The organism is Pedobacter glucosidilyticus DSM 23534 (assembly GCF_000425145.1).
GTDB classification, from domain to species: domain Bacteria; phylum Bacteroidota; class Bacteroidia; order Sphingobacteriales; family Sphingobacteriaceae; genus Pseudopedobacter; species Pseudopedobacter glucosidilyticus.
Genome location: NZ_AULF01000018.1, coordinates 49,840 through 68,130, shown reverse-complemented (window position 1 = coordinate 68,130; position 18,291 = coordinate 49,840). Strand labels below are relative to the sequence as shown.

Annotated in this window: 14 protein-coding genes; 10 read left to right on the top strand and 4 right to left on the bottom strand. The window is 35.1% G+C overall.

Annotation, left to right across the window (positions count from 1 at the left end; all coding sequences use genetic code 11):
• Window positions 1-199 precede the first annotated feature (199 nt).
• Window positions 200-1,501, bottom strand: coding sequence for a phosphopyruvate hydratase (gene eno / locus H510_RS0107840; protein WP_026903820.1), 1,302 nt, complete (start codon window positions 1,499-1,501; stop codon window positions 200-202).
• A 478-nt stretch (window positions 1,502-1,979) separates the two neighbouring features.
• Here eno and gnd point away from each other — a divergent pair, with 478 nt between their 5' ends.
• Both gnd and H510_RS0107830 read left to right on the top strand, forming a co-directional pair.
• Entirely contained in the window at window positions 1,980-3,440 is a 1,461-nt protein-coding gene (gene gnd / locus H510_RS0107835; RefSeq protein WP_026903819.1) for a decarboxylating NADP(+)-dependent phosphogluconate dehydrogenase, read from the top strand.
• A gap of 149 nt (window positions 3,441-3,589) precedes the next feature.
• Entirely contained in the window at window positions 3,590-6,028 is a 2,439-nt protein-coding gene (locus H510_RS0107830; protein WP_026903818.1) for a helix-turn-helix domain-containing protein, read from the top strand.
• A gap of 81 nt (window positions 6,029-6,109) precedes the next feature.
• Here the strand turns inward: H510_RS0107830 and carA are convergent, their stop codons facing one another.
• Window positions 6,110-7,213, bottom strand: a complete 1,104-nt coding sequence (carA, locus tag H510_RS0107825; protein ID WP_026903817.1) for a glutamine-hydrolyzing carbamoyl-phosphate synthase small subunit — start codon at window positions 7,211-7,213, stop codon at window positions 6,110-6,112.
• A 278-nt stretch (window positions 7,214-7,491) separates the two neighbouring features.
• On the opposite strand from carA, the gene panB reads away from it, so the two are divergent.
• The gene (gene panB, locus H510_RS0107820) at window positions 7,492-8,307 is read left to right on the top strand and encodes a 3-methyl-2-oxobutanoate hydroxymethyltransferase (protein WP_026903816.1); all 816 of its coding nucleotides are present in this window, start codon (window positions 7,492-7,494) and stop codon (window positions 8,305-8,307) included.
• Between the two features lie 251 nt (window positions 8,308-8,558).
• Window positions 8,559-9,275, top strand: a complete 717-nt coding sequence (locus H510_RS0107815; RefSeq protein WP_026903815.1) for an RluA family pseudouridine synthase — start codon at window positions 8,559-8,561, stop codon at window positions 9,273-9,275.
• Between the two features lie 381 nt (window positions 9,276-9,656).
• Here the strand turns inward: H510_RS0107815 and H510_RS0107810 are convergent, their stop codons facing one another.
• Both H510_RS0107810 and H510_RS0107805 read right to left on the bottom strand, forming a co-directional pair.
• Window positions 9,657-10,676, bottom strand: a complete 1,020-nt coding sequence (locus H510_RS0107810; protein ID WP_026903814.1) for a patatin-like phospholipase family protein — start codon at window positions 10,674-10,676, stop codon at window positions 9,657-9,659.
• Window positions 10,677-10,737: 61 nt separating this feature from the next.
• Window positions 10,738-11,232 (bottom strand): CAP domain-containing protein, encoded by a 495-nt coding sequence (locus tag H510_RS0107805; RefSeq protein WP_051291114.1) that lies wholly within the window; start codon window positions 11,230-11,232, stop codon window positions 10,738-10,740.
• 354 nt (window positions 11,233-11,586) lie between these two features.
• On the opposite strand from H510_RS0107805, the gene mraZ reads away from it, so the two are divergent.
• The 6 genes from mraZ to mraY are packed head-to-tail and all read left to right on the top strand — an operon-like array spanning window position 11,587 to window position 18,185.
• Window positions 11,587-12,048, top strand: a complete 462-nt coding sequence (gene mraZ, locus H510_RS0107800; protein WP_026903812.1) for a division/cell wall cluster transcriptional repressor MraZ — start codon at window positions 11,587-11,589, stop codon at window positions 12,046-12,048.
• Window positions 12,041-12,946, top strand: a complete 906-nt coding sequence (gene rsmH, locus H510_RS0107795) for a 16S rRNA (cytosine(1402)-N(4))-methyltransferase RsmH (protein WP_026903811.1) — start codon at window positions 12,041-12,043, stop codon at window positions 12,944-12,946. Before mraZ ends, rsmH begins: the two co-directional genes overlap by 8 nt.
• The gene (locus H510_RS0107790) at window positions 12,943-13,356 is read left to right on the top strand and encodes an FtsL-like putative cell division protein (RefSeq protein WP_026903810.1); all 414 of its coding nucleotides are present in this window, start codon (window positions 12,943-12,945) and stop codon (window positions 13,354-13,356) included. The genes rsmH and H510_RS0107790 overlap by 4 nt, the downstream gene beginning before the upstream one ends.
• Window positions 13,340-15,445: a penicillin-binding protein gene (locus H510_RS0107785; RefSeq protein WP_026903809.1), complete on the top strand. Its 2,106-nt coding sequence runs from the start codon at window positions 13,340-13,342 to the stop codon at window positions 15,443-15,445. The genes H510_RS0107790 and H510_RS0107785 overlap by 17 nt, the downstream gene beginning before the upstream one ends.
• A complete protein-coding gene (locus tag H510_RS0107780; protein WP_026903808.1) occupies window positions 15,445-16,905 on the top strand; it encodes a UDP-N-acetylmuramoyl-L-alanyl-D-glutamate--2,6-diaminopimelate ligase in 1,461 nt (486 codons plus the stop codon). Before H510_RS0107785 ends, H510_RS0107780 begins: the two co-directional genes overlap by 1 nt.
• A complete protein-coding gene (gene mraY, locus H510_RS0107775; RefSeq protein ID WP_026903807.1) occupies window positions 16,905-18,185 on the top strand; it encodes a phospho-N-acetylmuramoyl-pentapeptide-transferase in 1,281 nt (426 codons plus the stop codon). Before H510_RS0107780 ends, mraY begins: the two co-directional genes overlap by 1 nt.
• Window positions 18,186-18,291 lie beyond the last annotated feature (106 nt).

The window sequence follows — 18,291 nt, the reverse complement described above, 5'->3', positions numbered from 1 at the left end:
GAGGGAAGCGCAGGAGATACCTGTTTAATTTAAGAAAGATCTGCTTTTATTTTTTTATAGCCACCTAGAGTCTTAACTCTTTCGTCTTTATTCCTTGCTTCAAATTCAATGCTAAAAAAACCGCTCCCAAAATAGAAGCGGTTTTTTTAGACATCCAGAGTCTTTACTCCTTCATCCTTGTTCTTTTATCCTAAAAAAACTATTTTCTGTTTTTAAAGAATTTAAAGTCTTTACCAATGAATTTTGCATTGCTACCCAATTCTTCTTCGATACGTAATAATTGATTGTATTTTGCAATCCTATCAGAACGAGAAGCAGAACCAGTTTTAATCTGACCGCAGTTTAAAGCAACCGCTAAATCAGCAATGGTAGTATCTTCAGTTTCTCCAGAACGGTGAGACATTACAGATGTATAGCTGTTGGTTTGTGCCATACTTACCGCATTAATAGTTTCTGTTAAAGAACCAATTTGGTTTACTTTTACCAAAATAGAGTTTCCGGTTTGGTTATCAATACCTTGTTTTAAACGAGTAACATTGGTTACAAATAAATCATCACCAACTAATTGAACTTTATCGCCAATTTTTTCGGTTAATAATTTCCAACCATCCCAATCGTTTTCGTCCATACCATCCTCAATAGAGATAATAGGATATTTCTCTGTTAAAGAAGCTAAATAAGCTACTTGCTCCGCACTGGTACGTTTTGCTCCGTTTGGTCCTTCAAATTTAGAATAGTCATAAATTCCGTCTTTGTAAAACTCAGATGCAGCACAGTCAAAAGCTAAGCAAATATCAACACCTGGTTTGTAGCCAGCTTTCTCAATCGCTTTTAAAATGGTTTCAACACCATCTTCAGTACCTTCAAAAGTAGGGGCAAAACCACCTTCATCACCTACGGCAGTAGATAAACCTCTATCATGTAAGATAGCTTTTAAGTTATGAAAAACTTCAGTACCCCAACGTAAAGCCTCAGAGAAAGAAGAAGCGCCAACTGGCATAATCATAAACTCTTGGAAAGCGATAGGAGCATCAGAGTGAGAACCACCGTTAACGATGTTCATCATTGGGATAGGTAAAGTGTTAGCATTAACACCACCAATATAACGGTATAAAGGTTGTCTGCTTTCTTGTGCTGCTGCTTTAGCAACAGCTAAAGAAACACCTAAAATAGCGTTTGCACCTAAGTTACCTTTGTTTTCAGTACCATCTAATTTTAACATGATGCTATCAATGGTGTTTTGTTCAAAAACATCAACACCTCTTAATTCTTTAGCAATCACATCATTTACATTGGCAACAGCCTTTAAAACGCCTTTACCTAAATATACAGATTTATCTTTATCACGTAATTCTACAGCTTCGTATTGTCCGGTTGAAGCACCAGAAGGAACAGCTGCTCTTCCAATAGCACCGTTTTCGGTGATTACATCTACCTCAATGGTAGGGTTACCTCTCGAGTCGAGGATTTGTCTTGCATGTACATCAAGAATTAAGCTCATAGTATTTAATTTGTTGGATTATTCGATTTTACTCTTAGTGTTAAAAGTACACTAAAGTATAGTTTTTATTTTAACTGGGCAAATATAAACTTTTTAGGGATATGCTTTAAGTATAAAATGTTATGTATGTGCTAAGAAAATGTTGATTTTATTTTTTGGAAAGCAAAGCAGTTGCTACTATGAAGGGGTAGTCTGGCTTTCCGCTCATACTGCTTAAGGCCTTAAGCACAAGGGCCGGTATACGCTACAATCCAGTTTATGGGGCAGCGCTTGTGCTAAGATTAATCTTATAGAGGGTACATAGATTTATCATTTATCTATAAAAATCAAAAATTATAGTTTTTAAGCTATAAATCATACTGCTTTTTTATGTTAAATTTCAATTTAACATAGGTTTATACCCTCTAATTCCTAAAAAATTGCTAATCTTGCAGCACTAACATTTCAAACAAAAAACCAATATATTTAAATATACATCATGAGTAAAGCAATTTCAGATATCGGGATTATAGGTATTGCTGTAATGGGCGAAAACCTAATCTTGAACATGGAAAGTAAAGGATTTCATGTAACTGCGTACAACCGTACTGTAGATAAAGTAGAAAACTTTATCAATGGTAGAGCTAAAGGTAAAAACATCTATGGAGCAAAATCTATTGAAGATTTAATCGGCTCTTTAAAAGCTCCACGTAAAGTTATGTTAATGGTAAAAGCAGGTAAGCCTGTTGATGATTTCATCGAGCTGTTAATTCCTCATTTATCTCCTGGTGATATTATTATTGATGGTGGAAACTCTCACTTCCCTGATACAGAGCGTCGTGTAAAATACGTAGAGAGTAAAGGTCTATATTTTATTGGAAGTGGTGTTTCTGGTGGCGAGGAAGGTGCTTTATTAGGTCCTTCAATTATGCCGGGTGGTTCTAAAGCTGCTTGGCCAGCTGTAAAACCTATTTTCCAAGGTATAGCTGCCAAAGTAGATGATGGTTCTCCTTGTTGCGATTGGGTAGGCGACGGTGGTGCTGGGCACTTCGTTAAAATGGTACATAACGGTATCGAGTATGGTGATATGCAATTGATAAACGAAGTTTATCATATCATGAAAGACGTTTTAGGAATGTCGACAGATGAAATGCATGAAGTATTTAAAGAATGGAACGAAGGCGAACTAGATAGCTACTTGGTAGAAATCACCCGAGATATTTTAGCCTACAAAGAAGCGGATGGTACCCCAATAGTTGAAAAAATATTAGATACTGCTGGGCAAAAAGGTACAGGTAAATGGACAGGTACAGTTGCTTTAGAACTAGGTATTCCTTTAACTTTAATTACCGAGTCTGTATTCTCAAGATGTTTATCGGCGTTAAAAGATGAGCGTGTTGCTGCATCTAAAGTTTTAACTGCTGGTCCAAAACCATCATTTAATGGCGATAGACAAGAATATATCAATTACTTAAGAGATGCATTATATGCTGCTAAAGTAATTTCTTATGCGCAAGGTTACCAAATGATGAGAGCTGCTGCTAAAGAATACGGTTGGGAGTTAAGCTACGGTAATATTGCTTTAATGTGGAGAGGTGGATGTATTATCCGTTCTCGTTTCTTAGGAAACATCAAAGAAGCATTTGATCATAACCCAGACTTGGCTAACCTTTTATTAGATCCTTATTTTGCTGAGAAAATTCAAGCATGCCAAAATGGTTTAAGACAAGCGGTGGCTTTAGCAACTATCAATGGTATTCCTGCGCCTTGCTTAAGTGCTGGCTTAAATTATTATGATGGTTACCGTTGCGAGCGTTTACCTGCCAACTTATTACAAGCGCAACGTGATTATTTTGGCGCACATACTTACGAGCGTATTGATAAACCAAGAGGAGAGTTCTTCCACACCAATTGGACAGGTCGTGGTGGTACCACCTCATCTACAACTTATGTAGTTTAATCTTATATTTTATATGAGAAGCCTTTCATGATTTTTCTGAAAGGCTTTTTTTATTAAATTTTGCTAAAATTTTTATCATTTAAGATTTATTTATAATTTTATAAGTAACAAGGGTTAAGTGTCTACCTAAAGCTTATCCTATGAATTTTATGGCGCAAAACATTCAACTGCAACTAGCTTCAGAATTTGTACAATTTACAGATAAGAATATCTTTCTAACGGGTAAAGCTGGTACTGGTAAAACTACATTTCTACATCGGTTAAAAGAAAACTGCCCAAAAAGAATGGTTATTGTAGCACCTACGGGTGTAGCGGCTATCAATGCAGGTGGTAGTACTATCCACTCGTTTTTTCAATTAGCATTTGGGCCTTATGTGCCAAATGCTGATCAAAAATCCTTTCAACACAAAATGAATAAGCAAAAAATCAGTCTTATCAAAAGTCTTGATTTATTGGTTATTGATGAAATAAGTATGGTAAGGGCCGATACTTTAGATAATATTGATGAAGTTTTAAGAAGATATAGGGATAGAGCAAAGCCTTTTGGTGGCGTACAACTTTTAATGATAGGCGATTTGCATCAGCTTTCGCCGGTTGTTAAGGATCAAGATTGGGAGCTGCTGAAACCATATTACAGCAATTTATACTTTTTTAATAGCAGGGCTTTACAACAAACATCGCCAATAAGTATAGAGCTTAAACATATTTATCGTCAGTCTGATACTTTTTTTATAGATATTTTAAATGCTGTTAGAGAAAACCGTATTGATGAGCCAATTTTAGCGCAGCTTAACCAACGTTATATCCCTAATTTCAATCCCGATGAAGAAGAGGGTTATATTACGTTAACATCTCATAACCAATCTGCCAATATCATTAACGATGAAAAGCTAAAAAGTTTAAAAGCAAAAAGCCATTATTATAAAGCTGATGTGAAAGGCGAGTTTCCTGAGTTTTCTTATCCCAACGCATTAGAGTTGGAGCTGAAAGAAGGTGCACAAGTGATGTTTGTTAAAAACGACGCTTCCAGAGATAAGCTCTATTTTAATGGTAAAATTGGTAAAATCATCAAAATAAAAGATGACTATATCCATGTTAAATGCCCTTCGGATTTACAAGAAATTGTAGTGGGTAGGGTAGAGTGGGAGAATACCAAATACGAGTTAAATCCGGAAACGAAAGATATTGAAGAAAAGGTGATAGGTAGTTTTGTTCAGTATCCAATTAAATTGGCATGGGCAATTACTATACATAAAAGTCAAGGTTTAACTTTTGAAAAAGCCATTATTGATGCCAATGCTGCCTTTGCCCACGGGCAAGTTTATGTGGCTTTAAGCCGATGTAAAAGCTTTGAAGGGATGGTCTTACGTACACCTATTTCTTATCAAAGTATTAAAACGGATGGTACGGTTGCTACTTATACCAAAAATGCCGAGCAAAACAGTCCGGGAGAGCAGCATCTAGTAGAAGCCAAAGTTGTTTTTCAGAGAAATTTATTACTAGAACTTTTCGATTTTAAACGATTAAAATCAGCACTTTATCTATGTAAAAAATTAGCAGAAGAATATCATCAAATTATAAGTTTAGGATTTTTAGAGAATATTAATGCAGTTAGAGAGGTAGCAGAAATTGATATTTATGCAGTAGCCGAGAAATTTAACAGGCAAATAGCACAATACTTGCAGCAAGGTAAGCTACCAGAAGAAAATGAAGAGTTGCAAGAACGCGTTAAAAAGGCATGTACATATTTTGTTGATAAGTTAACAATACTTCACCAAAACTTAGATAAAGTAAGTTTTGATGCGGATAATAAAACCATTAAGAAGCAATTTTTAGAGGCTTTAGAGCAGGTAGAAAAAGAAGTTTTCATTAAGCAATCGGCACTTAAACTTTGTTGCAATGGTTTTCAAACCCTAAGCTATTTAAAAACTAAAGCCAATGCAGAGATAGATTTTCTGAATCTTAAAAAAGCAGCTCCTGTAGAAAAAGCTTCTGCTACGGTTAGTGGTGTTCAGCATCCGGAATTGTACAAAACCATTAAAACTTGGCGAGACCAACTAGCTTCAGAAAATAATGTTCCTGTTTATCATATTTTACCGCAAAAAGTTCTAGTAGAGTTGGTGAATAAATTGCCTTCAAACTTTCAAGAATTAGAAAGTATCAAAGGAATGGGTAAAACCAAAGTGAAACAATTTGGAAACGAGTTGTTGACGATGATTAATGATTTTTGTGATAAAAGGGAAATCTCACAAACACCTTTTCAATTGTTTGTAAAAACAACCGCAGAGAAAATAGATACCAAAAAGTTAAGCTATGATTTCTTTAAAGCAGGAAAAACTATTCAAGAAATTGCTTTGGAGAGAAATTTAGCGCCAACCACTATAGAAACTCATTTGGCACATTATGTTGGTACTGGAGATTTAGATATTTATAGCATTGTAAATAAGAGCAAGGTGAGCCAAATTCAAGACTATATCTGGAGAAATAAGCCTTCTTCTTTAAATGATACTAAAGCAGCTTTAGGCGAAGAAATTTCTTATGGTGAGATAAGAGCCGTAATGAAATTTATGGAGCTTAATAACTCGTAATACTATTAAAATAAAAAATCCCTCTCTTTTGTCCCATAGGGATTCCTTTGGAAGAGAGGGATTTAGGGTGAGGCTTCTTTTTTATCCTTTCATCATTTCCACAAAATCATCAAATAAATATCTTGAATCATGCGGACCTGGTGAAGACTCTGGATGGTATTGTACAGAAAACGCTTTTTTACCTTTAACTCTTATACCTTCAATAGATTGGTCGTTTAAGTTTAAGTGAGTAATTTCCACTTTATCAGATTTTCTAACTTCTTCTGCAATTACACCAAAACCGTGGTTTTGTGAAGTAACCTCGCAATGGTCTTTAATGATGTTCTTTACAGGATGGTTTAAACCACGGTGGCCGTTAAACATTTTCATGGTGCCAATACCATTAGCTTGTGCTAATAATTGGTGACCAAGGCAAATACCAAACAAAGGCTTGTCTTCTTTAAGAATTTCTTTAACCGTTTCTATGGCATAAGGCATTGCAGCAGGGTCTCCGGGGCCATTACTAATGAAGTAACCATCAGGGTTCCATTTTTTCATTTCATCGTAAGAAGTTTTAGCTGGGAAAACCTTAGCATAAACACCTCTTTCAGCAAAATTTCTTAAGATATTTTTCTTAACGCCTAAATCTAAAACAGCAACTTTTACTGGGGCATTTTCATCACCAATAAAATAAGGCTCTTTTGTACTTACTTGCGATGAAAGCTCTAAACCATCCATAGAAGGAACTTCGGCAAGTTTAGCTTTAAGCTCATCAATATCTAATATTTCTGAAGAGATAATGGCATTCATAGCACCTTTATCTCTAATATGTCTTACCAATTCACGGGTATCAATATCAGAAATACCTACAATATGTTCATCTTGAAAATAATCTTGAATAGATTTTTCTGCTTCTTTTCTGCTGTAATTGATGTTGAAGTTTTTGCACACCAAACCAGCAATTTTAATGCTTCCAGATTCAATCTCATCGGCATGTATACCATAATTACCAATATGTGCATTGGTGGTTACCATAATTTGTCCAAAATAAGAAGGGTCTGTAAAAATCTCTTGGTAACCAGTCATCCCAGTATTGAAACAGATTTCGCCTGTTGTAGTACCAATTTTTCCGGCAGCTTTACCATGAAAAATGGTTCCATCAGCTAGAAGAAGTACAGCGGGTAATTTTGTGTAGTATGCGTTCATTTGTGATTGATAAACTCTAAATGAAAATTTAATTGAAAAAAGCTATGGGATGGAATAAATTCCTTGATGTTAGTGTAATAAATAAGAGCTTGCTTATTTTTCATCTCGGGGTGCAAAAGTAATAAAAATAGCATAATAGACAAAGCAATTGCTTAAATAATTATTATCAAAAATCAGTTAATCAAATATTCATAACTAAATATTAAACATTCCATTTTCCTTTTTCTAACTTTGATGCCCGTTAGCTTCGTGAAATTAACATTATATAATTTTAAAAAATGTCTGTACATAAAGAAATTAAAAGGATAACAACTCATATTTTACAAGAAATGAAAAATAGAGGTGAGAAGATAGCGATGCTTACTTCTTATGATTTCTCTATGGCAAGAGTTGTGGATGAGGGTGGGGTAGACGTTATTTTAGTTGGAGACTCTGCTTCTATGGTGATGGCCGGACATGAAACTACTTTGCCTATTACTTTAGACCAAATGATTTATCATGCTGCATCGGTTATAAGAGCAACTAAAAGAGCTTTAGTAGTAGTTGATTTACCTTTTGGTTCTTACCAAGGTAACTCAAAAGAAGCTTTAAACTCAGCTATCCGGATTATGAAAGAATCTGGTGCGCATGCTGTAAAATTAGAAGGCGGGACAGAAATTGTAGAATCAATCCAGAGAATTATAGCTGCCGGCATACCTGTAATGGGGCATTTAGGTTTAACGCCTCAATCTATTTACAAATTTGGTACTTATACTGTAAGAGCAAAAGAAGAAGCCGAAGCACAAAAACTTAAAGAAGATATCCTGGCCTTACAAAATGCTGGTTGTTTTTCTGTGGTTTTAGAAAAAATACCTGCTGCATTAGCTAAAGAGGTAACAGAAAGTGTGTTGATTCCTACTATTGGTATTGGTGCAGGTGGTAGCTGCGATGGACAGGTTCTTGTTATTAATGATATGATTGGTTTAACCAAAGGTTTTACCCCTAGATTTTTAAGACAATATTTGGATTTATTTACAGAGATTAATGGCGCTGTAAAGTCCTACGTGTCTGATGTTAAAAGTGGAGATTTCCCTAACGATAAAGAACAGTATTAATGGTTGGTTGGTTGGTTAGTTGGTTAGTTGGTTAGTTGGTTAGTTGGTTAGTTGGTTAGTTGGTTAGTTGGTTAGTTGGTTAGTTGGTTAGTTGGTTAGTTGGAAAGAAAGACATACAAGTTAGAGATATTAAATGGAATTGCCAAGGTCTCCATACGCATATATTAAATCTCACGTCTTATATTTATGAAATTAGCCTGGTCTCTATACGCATATCTCAATACTCATATCTAAAACATATCTAAAACAAAATGTCTGAATACCCGGATTTAAATTATACAGTTACAGATAAGGATGTTCTTTACGAGGATAATCATCTTATTGCTATTTATAAAAAAGCTGGATGGATTGTTCAGGTTGATGATACCGGAGATTTGTCTTTAGATGATATGGTAAAGAAATATATTGCCGAAAAATATCAGAAACCTAATGGGGCTTTTTTAGGCGTTGTGCATCGTTTAGATAGGCCGGTAAGTGGAGTCATACTGTTCGCAAAGACTTCTAAAGCATTAGATCGTATCAATAAAATGTTTAAGGAGCGGCAAATGCATAAAACTTATTGGGCTGTGGTTAGGCAAAAACCTAGTAAAATGGAAGGTACTTTGGTTCATTGGCTAGTAAAAAATCCTAAAAAAAATATTACTACAGCTTATGACCACGAAGTTAAAGGTAGCCAAAGAGCCGAATTGAACTTTAAGGTATTAGGTTTTCTGGATGGTTACTATTTAATTGAAGTGGATCCTATTACTGGCAGGCCTCATCAAATAAGGGTGCAATTAGCTACGCTAGGTAGCCCCATTGTAGGCGATAACAAATATGGCTACCCACGTGGCAGTCGTAAAAAGAGCATTTGTTTACATGCCAGAAGGTTGCAATTTATACATCCGGTAAAAAATGAACCCGTAGATATTTTTGCTCCTTTACCCAAAGATGGTTTTTGGGATAAGTTTGAAAGTTTTAATAAATAACTTTTAGTTTGTTATAACCGAGTTTTAAATACTGTCTGGTTTATTAAAAGCACCTTGATTTTATAAAGAAGTATAATTATCTTATACTTAAGCTATAGTCTACTTATATTTAAAACTTGCTATAAGGTTGCTATAAAGTTGCTGTAAGGTTGCTATAACCTTGCTGTATATAAACCTAGATTTGGTTGAAGAAGTTGGTGATGGTAAATTGTTAAAAACATTTACAATGCTAAAGCTATAAAAATAATATGTTATTCGATAATTTTTTAGCAAAAAATCATAAAAATACTGCTAGACAAAACTCATAGATAGGGTTGAAATTCGACTAGACATCTAATAAAAAAATATCTATTTTAAAGACGAAATTTATATGAAATGGCTTTAATTAGCTTCTTCTTTAAGTTTTATTAAAGTATCTGCAATACGGTCTAACAATAAATTTCGCTCGCTAATTAATCTGTCGCCCAAAGCCATTAGCTTTTTAATGTTTTTAGGTGTGGCGGCATCCATTCTTTCATCAACACTTTGCAAGTCTTTAGGCTCTAGCCTGATGTATTGATTGGAGATACCTAAAAAAGAAAAAATCTGCATCATATAAAAATGGCTGGTTTCGCTAGCACCGCTCATCATCATATCTAATAATGCTGGCACTACAAATAGAGCTTTTGTCTGACTTAGCTCATCGCTATCATAAGATTTTTTAGAAACCCCAGTTCCTAAAGATAAAATATGGATGTTTTTTGGAATCTCTTTCTCAGGTGTTTTTTGTATTTCAACAAAGGCACTCATGGTTGGGTTGGTTGCAAAAACACCACCATCCAATAATGGATATCTTACGCCTGCTAATGAATAAATTTCGGCAACGCTAAAAAAGGTTGGAGCTGCTGATGTAGCTCTACAAACATCTCTTAAATAAAAATCTCTGCTATCACCTCTTTCTATAGCTGTTTTTTGCCTGAAAAAATGTGCTTTTCTAAGTTCTATATTATAAGCTGTAATGATACAAGGTTTTATCAGCTGACTTAGCTTAACATTACCAAAGTAATCTTTTAAAATTTTCTCCCAAGCTATATTATTATATTTTTCGGTTACCCAGCCAATTTGTGCTAATATTTTTTTAAAGCCTTTGTTTTGGAAAATCTCTGCGCCATGTTTGATATAAAGATCTAAAGCTTCTTTGGCGCTAAATTTAGGTTTTGTTGGGTCTGCTTCAGAAGGGCAAAGCAATAAGCCGGTTAATATTCCGCCGGTACTGGTGCCTGCAAAGAAATCAAAATATTCTACTATAGATGCTTCAGGGTTATGGGTCTTTTTTTTTAATCTTTCTTCTAGGCTCACTAAAATCATTCCCGGTATAATGCCTTTAATGCCTCCACCATCAATAGATAAAATTACTTTCATAAATTCAATTTAAGCTAATAGGCTAAATGTAATAAACAACAATTAATAATCAATTGTGTTGCTATGGATTTTTGAATAATTGTGTAGTCATTAAGCCATATTTGGAGGCTACAATGCCAACACCCATTCTTCCTAATTTAGGGTTTAAGATATTGGCTTTGTGTTTAGGCGAGTTCATTAAGCCTTCATGAATTTCTTTAATGGTTGATGCATAAGCGATATTTTCTGCTGCCGCCCTAAATACAATACCCGCTTTTTTCATCCTGTCAAAAGGGTTTTCTTTATCAGGATTTATATGAGAGAAGAAATCTCTTTTAGCCATATCTAGGCTATGTGCTCTGGCAACTAATTGAACTTGTTCATCGTAAACTAAAGGTGCTAATCCGGCTTTTTTTCTTTCTCTGTTCACCAGTTGATGTAATTCTTGTTCTAAACTTTCTATATCAGCAGGCTTGGTGATGCTTGTATTTGCTTTAGCTGGAAGTGTGTTTTTTGAAAAGCTACAAGATAAAACAACTGGAATGATGAATGCTATTTTAAAAATTTGAGATAACATACAGGGAATTTTTCCTGATAACGTTTAACTTATATCATTTATTTCGTTCAAAACTCGGCTTTAATTTAGGTTTCATTTGTAAAGCTCTCCCACTTTATCCTACTTTTTAGATAAAAATTGGAAAAATCTCCCACCTGATAATTTTATGGTTATTTAAATAACTGATAATCAGTATGTTTTTAGGTAAGAAGTTAATGCTTTACTGAGGCTTTATAAGATAAATAAGACTGTAAAATGCTTGAAAAATCATTTTATAAGCCTTTTCTAAGGTGTTGAAAACTTTTTGTGGTAAAAAGTGGTAAGAAGTGGAACTTATGTTTATTTTTACATTAAGAAAAACTATATACACTTAGCATGTCTCATCTGATTGGAGAATTTGATTGTAAGCTTGATGCCAAAGGACGCCTGATGGTGCCTTCTGGTTTGAAGAAGCAATTGCCTGCGGCAGATGCGGAGGGCTTGGTGATAAATCGTGGTTTTGAAAAACATTTGGTTATTTATTCAAAGGCCGAGTGGGATAAGGTAACTGCTGAGTTAGCGCAGTTAAATCAGTACGAAGAAAAGAACAGAAAATTTATTCGCTATTTCACTAGGGGGGCTACCGAGCTTTCTTTGGATGCTTCTGGGCGAGTTCTGCTTCCAAAATCTTTATTAGAATATGCTGATATAGGTGCTGAGGTGGTTTTGTCTTGTCAGTTTAATAAAATAGAAGTTTGGGCTAAAGATGCTTACGATGCGCAATTGGATGATGAGCCAGAAAATTTCTCAAGCCTTGCCGAAGAGGTTATGGGTAAAGGAAGGAGGATAGATGGATAACGTTTATCATGTTCCGGTAATGTTGAGAGAATGTATTGATGGTTTAGCTATTGAGCATGAAGGTGTTTATGTGGATGTAACTTTTGGTGGTGGTGGCCATTCAAGGGAAATTATGAAGCATTTAGGTGATGGTGGGGTTTTGGTAGCTTTTGATCAGGATGAAGATGCGAAGCAGAATATCATTGATGACGAAAGATTTGTTTTTGTTGACCAGAACTTTAGATTTCTAAAAAATAATTTAAGAGCACACGATTTAATTCCTGTTAACGGAATTTTGGCTGATTTAGGTGTTTCTTCTCATCAATTTGATGTTCCTGAGCGTGGGTTCTCCATCCGTTTTGATGGTGATTTGGATATGCGTATGGATCAATCATCCGGTTTAACCGCCAAAGAAGTTGTAAATACTTATGAAGAGGAGGATTTGCATAAAATCTTTGGGATTTATGGTGAGATACAAAATGCAAAATCTTTAGCTAAAACTATTGTTACATCCAGATTGAATCATCCTATCGAAACTATCGCACAGTTGAAAAGTGTGATTGAAAAATTAATTCCAAGAGGAAAGGAGAATAAATATCTAGCTCAGGTTTTTCAGGCGCTAAGAATCGAGGTTAACCAAGAAATGGAAGCCCTTAAAGATTTTTTAGAGCAAACAGCAGAAGTTTTAAAGCCGGGAGGAAGGCTGGTAGTAATGTCTTACCATTCTTTAGAAGATAGGTTGGTAAAGAATTTTATGGCTAAAGGTAAGTTTAGTGGCGAGGTTGAAAAGGATTTTTTTGGTAATGAAATCAAGCCTTTTAAGGTTTTAACAAAAAAGTCGGTTACAGCAAGTGATGAGGAAATCAAATTAAATAATAGAGCAAGAAGTGCAAGATTAAGAATTGCAATAAAACAATGATCAATAAAATTAGAGAAACTAAAGTAGAACCTGTAGAGGAAGAAATTCTTTCAAAACAGAAAGAGGAGCCAAAAGAGGTTACTCCAAGCTTTATAAGCTCTCTTTTTACAAAAGGTGTAGTTTCTAAAGAAGGTGCTACAGAAGCTCTTCCGTTTATTGTGTTTTTGGCTTTTCTAGGGATGATTTATATCGGAAATAGGCATACTGCGGAAAATAATATTAGAAAAATAGATAAGGTTGGTAAAGAAGTGAAAGAGTTAAGTTGGGATTTTAAGACGCTTAAAGCTGACCTCATGTTTAAAAGTAAACAAACAGAGGTGGCAAGTAGGGTAGATTCAGTTTTGGGTCTTAAAGTTTCTTTAGAGCCACCCATAAAAATAAAAATTAGTCCTGATGAATATAAGAACTAACATTCTTCTGCGTGTTTATGCAGCTTTCGGGGTTATTGTCTTGTTTGCATTTGCTGTAATCGCTAAAATGGTTCATGTGCAAGTGGTACAAGGCGATAAGTATAGGGCTATGGCTGATAGTTTAAGTACTAAGTATGTAGAGGTTGAGGCGGCTAGGGGTAATATTTATTCTGCGGATGGTAGTTTATTGGCAACATCGGTTCCTGAATATGAAATAAGGATGGATTTACTGGCTGGCGGCATAAAAGAGGATAAGATTTTTTATGAGAAAGTAGATTCTTTGGCTTATCGCCTTGCGGCACATTTTAAGGATAAACCAGGTTTTAAATATGCTCGTCTTTTGCGTGATGCCAGAGAAGAAGGTGAACGTTATTTTTTGATTAAAAGAAATGTAAGCTATCAGGATTTAAAAGCTTTGAAGAAGTTTCCAATATTTAATTTGGGTAGGTATAAAGGCGGGATGATTGCTGTACAGCAAAACAAAAGAATTTTCCCTTTCAGAGATTTAGCTGCCAGAACCATAGGCTACTATAATGCAAATGCAGGTGCAGCCGTAGGTTTAGAAGGTGCGTATGGCGATTATATCAATGGAGAAACTGGGAAAAGACTAGTCCAAAGAATTGCAGGTGGCGTTTGGATGCCAATTAATGAGGATGCTGAAATTGCTCCTAAAGATGGCGCAGATATTATATCTACCATTGATATCAATATGCAAGATCTTGCACAAAGTGCTCTAAAAAAACAGTTGATAAAAAGCGAAGCAGATTTTGGTTGTGTAGTGGTGATGGAGGTAGAAACCGGCAAAATTAAAGCTATAGCAAATTATACCAGAGACGGTGAGGAGCTAGAGTATAAAGAGAAGTTTAATTATGCCATTGCGCAAAGTGCCGAGCCTGGTTCAACTTTCAAATTAGCCTCGTACATGATTGCTATGGAAGACGGCAAGTTTGATTTAAACGACCGTGTAGATACAGAGGGAGGAAAATACAAAATTTATCGTCATACGATTAAAGATTCTCATGAAGGTGGTTATGGTGTAATTACTATGAAACAAGCTTTTGAAGTTTCATCTAACGTAGCTATTGTAAAGCAAATTTATAACCACTATAAAGATGAGCCTGAAGAGTTTACCAGTAAGCTTCATGATTTAAAACTTGGAGAGAAAATGGGTTTACAAATTCCTGGAGAAGGTAAGCCATTAATTAAGACACCAGAAAGTAAATCATGGAGTGGTTTAACCTTACCGCAGATGGCTTATGGTTACGAGCTTAAAATGACTCCAGTAGAAATATTAGCACTTTATAATGCAGTAGCTAATAACGGTAAAATGATAAGCCCAATGTTTGTGCAAGAAATTAGAAGATTAGGTTCTACTGTTGAGCAATTTAAACCTAGGGTTATCAATAATAAAATATGTTCTGATGCCACTTTAGAGAAACTTAAACTCATGTTAGAAGGCGTAGTGATTGATGGTACCGGAAAAGCTTTAAACAACCCACTTTATAAGATTGCCGGTAAAACCGGAACGGCACAGGTGGCAGATGGGTCTAAAGGTTATAAGGGTAAAAGGCAATATCAAGCATCTTTTTGTGGGTATTTCCCGGCAGAAAAGCCTAAGTATTCTATGATTGTTGTTGTTCAAAACCCAACCAAAGGTTCTTACTATGCTGCAGATGTTGCAGGACCAGTTTTTAGAGAAGTTGCTGATATGGTTTATGCTGGCGATATCCAGATGTACTCTGATATTAAAGCACCTAAATTGGTTGGTAATACAAGATTACCAAAAGTAAAAGAAGGGCATAAAAAATCTGCACAGAAGGTGTACAGCGCTTTTGGTATTAAACCTTATTTCGCTTCGGCTTCAGAAAATGATATTGATACTAATAATGGTATTACTTATAAAGAAGTGAAAATGAATCGTGGCGTTGTGCCAGATGTAGTGGGTATGGGTTTAAGAGATGCATTATTTGTTTTAGGAAATTCTGGCTTAAAGCCAATAGTTAAAGGAAGTGGAGAAGTAGTTACGCAGTCTTTAGCAGTAGGAACACCTATCATAAAAGGAACTAAAATTTTAATCGAGTTGCAATAATGGCAGTTTTAAAAGACATATTGTATGGTGTTGCTTTAGAGCAAGTAATTGGCTCAACCGAGGTTGAAATAGCTCAAATTGCTTTCGATTCTAGGAAAGTAACGTCTCAAACACTTTTTGTTGCCATTAAAGGAACTCAAACAGACGGACATGCATATATCAGCTTAGCTATAGAAAAGGGTGCTGATGCTATCGTTTTAGAAACCTTACCAGAAAATATAGTAGATGGTATCACCTATTTAGTTGTATCAAATTCTGCTAAGGCTTTAGGCACTATGGCAGCTAATTTTTACGATCATCCATCATCAAAACTAAAACTAATTGGCGTAACAGGTACTAATGGTAAAACAACAGTTTGTACTTTGCTTTATCAGTTATTTAGAGATTTAGGTTATAAAGTAGGGTTAATATCTACGGTAGAGAATAAGATAAATGATGCTATAATTCCATCAACCCATACTACGCCAGACCAAGTATCACTACAATCATTAATCAATAGAATGATTGATGCTGGTTGTGATTACTGTTTTATGGAAGTAAGCTCTCATGCGGTGGCACAGCATCGTATAGAAGGATTAAACTTTGCTGGAGCTGTTTTCACAAATATCACTCATGACCACTTAGATTTTCATCTAACTTTTGATAATTATCTAAAAGCAAAAAAAGCATTTTTTGATGGGTTAAATAAACCTGCTTTTGCCCTTACTAATATTGATGATAAAAATGGGGAGGTAATGCTTCAAAATACCAAGGCGTATAAAAAAAGTTATGCTTTAAAAACCTTGGCTGATTTTAAAGCTAAAGTGATAGAAAATCAATTCTCTGGTTTGCATCTGGATATTGATGGCCAAGAGATTTACATGAAAATGGTAGGCTCTTTTAATGCCTATAATTTATTAGCTGTTTACGCAACAGCTATGTTGTTAGAGCAAGATAAAATAAAAGTCTTAACCATTTTAAGCAGACTAAGTGGGGCAGAGGGTAGGTTTGATTACATCGTGGCACCAAATAAAGTAGTAGGTATTGTTGATTATGCACATACACCTGATGCTTTAAGAAATGTGCTATCCACCATAGATAATATCAGAAATGGAAATGAATCAATTATTACCATTATTGGCTGTGGAGGAGATAGGGATAAAACTAAACGCCCAGTAATGGCACAAACAGCTTGTGATTGGAGTCATAAAGTAATTCTTACTTCAGATAATCCTCGATCAGAAAATCCGGAAGATATCATCAAAGATATGCAAGCTGGTGTAACCCCTGTAAATCAACGTAAAGTGCTTACCATTATTGATAGAAGAGAGGCAATAAAAACAGCTTGTCATTTAGCTCAGCCTGGTGATATTATTTTATTAGCAGGCAAAGGCCATGAGAAATATCAAGAGATAAAGGGCGTAAGGACAGATTTTGATGATAAAAAAATATTGTTGGACCAATTTAACCTACTTGCTTAATGTTATACTACCTTTTTAACTTTTTAGATAAACAATTTGATTTCCCTGGGGCGGGTGTATTTCAGTTTATCTCTTTTAGGGCAAGTATGGCCATCATCTTATCCTTAATTATTACCACTGTTTACGGCAGTAGGCTAATTAAGTATTTAAGATATAAGCAAGTTGGCGAAACTGTAAGAAATTTAGGTTTAGATGGCCAAATACAAAAGCAAGGTACCCCAACTATGGGAGGCTTAATCATTATTGCTGGGGTATTAATCCCAACTTTATTGTTTGCCAAGCTAGAGAATATATACATCATTTTAATGATTGTGACTACCATTTGGATGGGAGCAATAGGTTTTTTAGATGACTATATTAAGGTATTTAAGAAAAATAAGGAAGGTTTAGCGGGAAGGTTTAAAATAGTTGGACAAGTAGGTTTATCCATCATTGTAGGCTGTACGATGTATTTCCATCCCGGAATTTTAGTTAGACAAACCGTTACAGGTGCTTTGCCGGCAGGAAGTTCGGTACAAACAGAAGAAGTTTATAATAAGGATGGTCAAAAACTTATTAGAGTAGAAAAATCAACTGGTGTACATTATGCAAATGATGTAAAATCTACCATTACTAATATTCCTTTCTATAAAAATAATGAATTTGATTACGCCAAAGTCTTAAAATTTATGGGCGATGGCTATGAGAAATATGCTTTTGCTGTATTTCTGATATTTGTTATCGTCATTATAACCGCAGTTTCTAATGGTGCAAATATCACTGATGGTATAGATGGTTTAGCTACGGGAACATCAGCTATTATAGGTATTACTTTGGCTTTGCTGGCCTATGTTTCTGGTAATATGATTATTGCCGATTATCTAAAGATTCTGTATATCCCAAATTCAGGAGAGCTGGTGATTTTTGCAGCTGCTTTTGTAGGGGCTTGTGTGGGTTTTCTTTGGTATAATACTTTTCCTGCTCAGGTTTTTATGGGCGATACAGGAAGCTTAACTATTGGAGGTATCATAGCGGTTTTAGCTATTATGATACGAAAGGAGTTACTTATCCCAATACTTTGTGGTGTTTTCTTGATAGAAAATCTATCGGTGATTATGCAGGTTTCCTGGTTTAAATACACTAAAAAGAAATATGGCGAGGGCAGAAGAATCTTTTTAATGTCGCCCTTACACCACCACTTTCAGAAAAAAGGTTACCACGAAGCAAAAATTGTTACCCGCTTTTGGATTATCGGGATACTACTAGCCATCATCACTATAGTAACGTTGAAATTGAGATAACTTTTTGGGAGAATAAAGATTAGGGAATAAAGAATAAGGATCAAGGAACAAAGAATAAGGATCAAGGAACAAAGAATAAGGATCAAGGAACAAAGAATAAGGATTA